The organism is Psychrobacter sp., from assembly GCF_035469765.1.
Classification (GTDB): Bacteria; Pseudomonadota; Gammaproteobacteria; order Pseudomonadales; family Moraxellaceae; genus Psychrobacter.
The window spans coordinates 1-4,722 of sequence record NZ_DATIRM010000154.1 but is presented as its reverse complement, the minus strand read 5'-3'; the positions used below and the strand labels follow the sequence as shown (position 1 = coordinate 4,722).

Sequence of the window (4,722 nt, the reverse complement as noted above, 5' to 3'; positions counted from 1 at the left end):
ATGGAACAAGAAGCGGATAAGAGCAAAAAATTTGCTCTACAGAAATTTGCCAAAGAGCTATTAGAGATCGTCGATAATTTAGAGCGTGCTATTGAAAATGCAGATGCCAACGACCCAGTTGCTGAAGGTGTGCAATTAACGCACAAAGCGCTAGTCGCTGTACTGACCAAAAATGGCGTAGAAGTGGCTGACCCACAAGGCGAAAAATTTAATGCTGACTTCCATGAAGCTGTTGGTATTGATCCAGAAGCAGAGGCTGACACCATTGGTACTGTCTTACAAAAAGGCTATAGCTTGAACGGTCGTTTACTACGTCCAGCACTGGTACGTGTCGGCCAGTAATGCTTCTAGGTGTTAAACCTTACTAATATAAAGGTTTTTCACAAAAAATCACATGAAAGACAGTTTTTACGTGATTATTGCCTTGAAAAATATGACAGGCAAACCGATATATAGCAATAAGTGACCGACTACGGTCTGGATAGATAAGTTTTTATATTTAAAATAAATTAGGAGTAATTGATTATGGGTAAAGTCATTGGTATTGATTTAGGTACTACCAACTCGTGTGTGGCAGTGATGGAAGGTGACAAAGTTAAGGTCATCGAAAACGCTGAAGGTACTCGTACAACACCATCAATCGTCGCTTATAAAGATGACGAAATCCTTGTTGGTCAGTCAGCTAAGCGTCAAGCAGTAACCAACCCAAACAATACCTTATTTGCTATCAAGCGTTTGATTGGTCGTCGCTTTGATGACAAGGTCGTGCAAAAAGACATCGGTATGGTGCCTTATAAAATCGCTAAAGCAGATAACGGCGATGCATGGGTAGAGGTCAACGGTAAAAAACTTGCACCACCACAGGTTTCTGCTGAAATCTTGAAAAAAATGAAAAAAACAGCAGAAGATTATCTTGGTGAAGCCGTTACTGAAGCTGTTGTAACTGTACCTGCTTACTTTAATGATTCACAGCGTCAAGCAACTAAAGACGCCGGTAAAATTGCTGGTCTTGATGTAAAACGTATCATCAACGAACCAACTGCCGCTGCTCTTGCTTATGGCATGGACAAAAAGCAAGGTGATAGTACCGTTGCAGTTTATGACTTGGGTGGTGGTACGTTTGACGTATCAATCATCGAAATCGCTGACGTTGATGGCGAGCAGCAGTTTGAAGTACTAGCGACCAACGGTGATACATTCCTTGGTGGTGAAGATTTTGACTCAGCGTTGATTGACTTTTTAGTTGCTGAATTCAAAAAAGACCAAGATGTGAACCTAAAAGGTGATTCTCTTGCGATGCAGCGTCTAAAAGAAGCCGCAGAAAAAGCAAAAATTGAGCTATCAAGTGCCCAAAGTACTGAAGTAAACTTGCCATATATCACTGCTGATAGCAGTGGTCCTAAGCATTTGGTTGTTACTATCAGCCGCTCAAAACTTGAGAGCTTAACTGAAGAGCTAGTACAACGTACGATGGGTCCTTGTAAGATTGCGCTTGAAGATGCGGGTATAAAAATCGGCGATATTGATGATGTCATCTTAGTTGGTGGTCAGACTCGTATGCCATTGGTACAGCAAAAAGTACAAGAATTCTTTGGTCAAGAGCCACGTAAAGACGTGAACCCTGATGAAGCAGTAGCAGCCGGTGCAGCTATTCAAGGCGCAGTATTGTCTGGTGAAAAAACTGACGTATTGCTACTTGATGTAACGCCGTTGACGCTTGGTATTGAAACGATGGGTGGTATCTTGACGCCAATCATTGAGAAAAACACTATGATTCCGACTAAGAAATCACAGGTATTCTCAACGGCTGAAGATAACCAACCAGCAGTTAGTATTCAGGTTTATCAAGGTGAGCGTAAAATTGCGAACCAAAATAAACAGCTTGGTCGTTTTGATTTAACAGATATTCCACCAGCACCACGTGGTTTGCCACAAATCGAAGTGAGCTTTGACATTAACGCTGACGGTATCATGAATATCTCAGCGACTGATAAAGGTACTGGTAAAGCACAGAGTATCCAAATTAAAGCGGATTCTGGTTTGTCGGACGAAGAAGTTGAACAAATGATTCGTGATGCTGAAGCCAATGCTGCTGAAGACGAGAAATTCGCTAATCTAGCGCAAGTGCGTAACGAAGCAGATGGTCGTATCCATGCGGTACAAAAAGCGTTAAAAGATGCCGCAGATAAAGTATCTGACGATGAAAAATCATCAGTAGAAACGGCTATCTCTGAGCTTGAAGCAGCTGCTAAAGAAGATGATCATGAAGAGATTAAAGCTAAGCTTGAAGCATTAGACAACGCCTTCTTGCCAGTTAGCCAGAAGATTTATGCTGATGCAGGCGCAGGTAGCGAAGGTATGGATCCAAACCAGTTCCAACAAGGTGCGGATAACGCTAGCGAAAGCAATCAAGCAGATGACGATGTGGTCGATGCTGAGTTCACTGAAGTAGAAGACGATAAAAAATAATTCTACTACTAAGTAGCTAAATAAAAAAACGCATCCTTCGGGGTGCGTTTTTTATGCTATTCAGTTTATAGGGTTAATTTTATATGCTATTAATACGACTACTTCTCACATATTTATGCTTTAAATGCACTCACGATAAGCACGTCATAAGTTAAATTGACATAAGGCTGACCCTCTTTATTCAATTCAGAGAAGTGCTGCCAATAGTCTTGCTCAAATTGTTTTAGGCGTGCCTTGGTCCATATAAAAGGCTGACTACTACTTGACTGCTCTTGCGTTTGATTGGTTGATACTCCTGTCAGCTTCATATGTTTAAGGACGGCGTAGGGATTGGCAAAGGCGACATCAAATCGCTGAGTTGATAGCTTAATATTCTCAAAACCGATAGTTTCTAAGGCTGATTGCCACTCACTGATAGCAGGGTAATGCAGCCCTTGCCCCGTTAATTGTTTAATCTGCAAAAAATTATCTGAGGTAAAGGTATTAAAAACCAGTTGACCTTTAGCTTGTAAGCGCTGTGCTGATTGCGTTACAAAGCTCAACGGATCATCAAACCATTGCACTGCGTTGGCACTAATGATTAGGCTATGTTTGCCTTGTAAATCTATAGTCTCAGCATCACCAATCATTATATTGGCTGTCGGCAATATCGACTGCAATGTTGTCGATTGTTCATTACACAATTCGTTGATGAACCAGTGCTGACTTTGAATATTCGCTGCCAATAAGCGCGTCATCTGACCTGTTCCTGCACCGATTTCTAATACACTTTTTTGTTGGGTATGAGTGATGTTGTTGAGTAAGTGATGGCAGACTTGCTGTTGAATCTTGGCATGCTGATCATAGTCGCTAGCAGTGGCAAAATGGCGCGCGATGGTTTGTTTTCTTGAGCTAAAGGTGTCAGGTATCGTAGAATTTTTCATATCGTTTGTTGCATCCAAATGAGCCAGTTATCGCTTAACGCCAAAATAAAGTAGTCACTAAAAAATAAACAATCGCATTATAAGTGCGCTATCAGACGCTGACAGTCCTCATGGCTAAGCGCTGCATTCATCACTAAGCGAATACGAGCAGTATTGGTAGGAACGGTTGGTGGTCTGACAGGCAATGCATAAAACCCTGCTGCTTGTAGCTGCTTTGCTTTTTCGACAGTCAGCGCATTATCACCCAATATATAAGGCACGATAGGGGAGTCATAGCCTAAATCTTGATTGGTTGATAATACACGATAGCGTTTGGGAATAGCGTTACTAAGCGTGGTAGATAACTGCGCGAGATGGAGACGCTGCTCCGTTAAGCTTGGTATTTTTGCTAAAATAAATCGTGTCCATGCGTGATTGATGGGTGGCAATGCGGTGCTAAAAATAAGCGGACGCATCTGATTAACCAGCCATTGTTTGACAACCTCATCACACATGATATAAGCGCCAATGGACGCAAACGCTTTACCAAAAGTTCCCACCAGATAATCAATATCAGCCAGTGTTTGGGTTTCTTCTGCTAATCCCAAGCCTGTGTCACCTAAGATACCGATGGCATGGGCCTCATCGATATACAACTCAATACGAGCATCTTTTGCTTTTAGTTGTACCAATTGAGCCAAGTCAGCACGGTCACCATCCATGCTGAAAATACTCTCCGTGACAATAATAATGCGCTCAACACTCGAATCTGCTTGCTCAATAAATTTGGCTAAATGCTCATAGTCGTTGTGACGGTAACGACGATAGCTGACCAGCTTACTTTGGCTCAGGCGTATGCCATCGATAATGCTAGCGTGTACCAGTTTGTCTGCCAAAATTATGGTTTTAACTGGCAATGCTGTTAGTGCAGGCAAGAGTCCTATATTGGCATGGTAGCCGCTATTAAATACCAGTACCGATTTTGATGGAGACAGCATTTTTTTATTTACACTGTTTTGATACCAGCTTTGTAGTTCAGACTCTAATGCTTGCAGCTGTTCATCGTTACCTGTTAAAAGCCTAGAAGAGGTAGCGCTCATCCTAGGAACATTATCGACCGGCAATTGACTTAGTTGATTAAGGAACTCGCGCTGCAATTGCTTATCACTGCCCAAGCCAAGATAGTCGTTGCTAGCGATATTAAGTAATCGCTTGCCTTCGCTAATCACACATTGCCCATCATGTTGCAGATTAGGTATTTGACGATATTGCTTCGCTGCTACTAGCGCATCGAGCGACTCTTGTAGACGATTAATGATAAAAGCAGTCATTTTTATCCTTTTGTTTTCTT

The 4,722-nt window shown here is 42.0% G+C and carries 4 protein-coding genes; 2 read left to right on the top strand and 2 right to left on the bottom strand.

From position 1 onward, the window contains the following. Positions 1–342, top strand: a 342-nt coding sequence (grpE, locus tag VLN09_RS04385) for a nucleotide exchange factor GrpE (RefSeq protein WP_325244053.1), incomplete at its 5' end; no start/stop codon positions are given. A 183-nt stretch (positions 343–525) separates the two neighbouring features. Next, positions 526–2,469: a molecular chaperone DnaK gene (gene dnaK, locus VLN09_RS04380; RefSeq protein WP_325244051.1), complete on the top strand. Its 1,944-nt coding sequence runs from the start codon at positions 526–528 to the stop codon at positions 2,467–2,469. Positions 2,470–2,582: 113 nt separating this feature from the next. On the opposite strand, the gene VLN09_RS04375 is transcribed toward dnaK, so the two are convergent. Both VLN09_RS04375 and VLN09_RS04370 read right to left on the bottom strand, forming a co-directional pair. Then, positions 2,583–3,392, bottom strand: coding sequence for a methyltransferase domain-containing protein (locus VLN09_RS04375; protein ID WP_325244049.1), 810 nt, complete (start codon positions 3,390–3,392; stop codon positions 2,583–2,585). A gap of 77 nt (positions 3,393–3,469) precedes the next feature. Further along, on the bottom strand, positions 3,470–4,702 hold the full coding sequence (locus VLN09_RS04370) for an 8-amino-7-oxononanoate synthase (RefSeq protein WP_325244047.1): 1,233 nt from the start codon (positions 4,700–4,702) through the stop codon (positions 3,470–3,472). Between the last annotated feature and the right edge of the window lie 20 nt (positions 4,703–4,722).

Coding starts and splice junctions, on each gene's coding strand:
- dnaK (WP_325244051.1), top strand. CDS start 526: ATGGGTAAAGTCATTGGTATTGATTTAGGTACTACCAACTCGTGTGTG.
- VLN09_RS04375 (WP_325244049.1), bottom strand. CDS start 3,392: ATGAAAAATTCTACGATACCTGACACCTTTAGCTCAAGAAAACAAACC.
- VLN09_RS04370 (WP_325244047.1), bottom strand. CDS start 4,702: ATGACTGCTTTTATCATTAATCGTCTACAAGAGTCGCTCGATGCGCTA.